3 protein-coding genes are annotated in these 1288 nt (G+C 26.7%); all 3 read right to left on the bottom strand.

The window, feature by feature from the left end:
• The coding region (locus Q0649_RS18235) for a hypothetical protein (protein ID WP_298845394.1) at positions 1-189 on the bottom strand (189 nt) is incomplete at its 3' end.
• Between the two features lie 15 nt (positions 190-204).
• Positions 205-498: a hypothetical protein gene (locus Q0649_RS18230; RefSeq protein ID WP_298845392.1), complete on the bottom strand. Its 294-nt coding sequence runs from the start codon at positions 496-498 to the stop codon at positions 205-207.
• Positions 499-1197 carry a DUF4176 domain-containing protein gene (locus Q0649_RS18225; RefSeq protein ID WP_298845390.1) on the bottom strand — a complete coding sequence of 233 codons (699 nt, stop codon included), beginning with the start codon at positions 1195-1197 and terminating at the stop codon, positions 499-501. It lies immediately after the preceding gene.
• Positions 1198-1288: the final 91 nt, after the last annotated feature.

Here is a 1288-nt window from a genome sequence, read left to right as displayed (position 1 = left end):
CTTTAGTTTATTTATTAATATATTACAATTATTTATCATCTCATCTACTATCTCACCACATTTGTCTTTTTCAACTGCATTTTGAAAATCCATTTGTTCAAAATTCTTAGCCATACTTTTTTTTTGGATTTCAATTTCTTCTATATAATTACTAACTAATCCTTCTGAATGTCCCTTAGTATAATTCACTAGACCCTTTACCTCCTATTTATTAGGATTTATTTTCTCTCCCAATTTTGCATCTTTTTTTTCAAATGCTACTACAACACTTAAAGCTCCATCATGAAATTTCTGTACTTTTTTTAATAACTTGGGTGCCTTAGTATCTGTCATATTTGTTAATGCTTTCTTTATTGTATCAATGAAATCTGAATTACAGCCCTCAAAACTGTTTATAGTATTTTCAATAAATTCTTTAGAATAAGGCTCTAAATCCTTTATTGCTGCTTGAAGCTTATTAAGTTCCACTTTTAACTGATCAGTCTCAATTTTAATCATCTATTTACTTTCCACCTCAGTTTTCATTTCAAAGTCTTCACGTTCATCCTTTGTTGAGAATCCAAAAGAATGCATCTTTTTCTCTATAACTAATTCTTTTTTTAGGAGATAAACATATGCCTCTTCTTGCTCATCAGAATACCCTTCGTGAATTACTTTTTCTATAAGTTCTGTTGTAAACTGTATTGCTTTTCCATCACCTACCATGCCTAATGGATATACAACTCCTGCATATTGAAAATATGTTTTGATTTCATTATGAAACATAAATCGGTTAATAATTACGAACCTTGCATTTTCAATTTTATTGTCAGCTATAATATTTTTGAGAAATTGATTTTTTAATTGGACTACTGTTCCTAATGGATGTATTTTTTCTAAAAGATCAATCATTCCAGATATAATTTCTTTTATTTGTATATATGTAAATTCCATTTTTTCATCATTATAACTCAATATATGTTTGTCATTTTCTTTCTCATAAATAACACTACTAACCACATCATTATCACTACAATATTTTTCTTCGTTAACAATAGCCGTATTTATCTTTAGTAAAAAGCTAGTATTATTATAATAATTACTTGCCATATTATAAATACTACGCCTCTTTATATCACTTAAATATGCCAATTTATCAAGCCACTTTATAAGTAGTTTATTGGTTAATTCCTTATCATCTATGCTTATCTCATTCATATTTATATCTCCATGTCTTGTTATATATTTTGTTAATCTATGTATATTATAGTTTAAATTTGTCTAATAATCAAAATATTCCACCATTATT

Origin of the sequence: uncultured Clostridium sp., assembly GCF_937920395.1 — a bacterium.
Classification (GTDB): Bacteria; Bacillota; Clostridia; order Clostridiales; family Clostridiaceae; genus Clostridium_AD.
Note: the sequence above shows the minus strand (reverse complement) of the source record. Positions and strands in the feature narration are given on the sequence as shown.

Coding starts and splice junctions, on each gene's coding strand:
- Q0649_RS18230 (WP_298845392.1), bottom strand. CDS start 498: ATGATTAAAATTGAGACTGATCAGTTAAAAGTGGAACTTAATAAGCTT.
- Q0649_RS18225 (WP_298845390.1), bottom strand. CDS start 1,197: ATGAATGAGATAAGCATAGATGATAAGGAATTAACCAATAAACTACTT.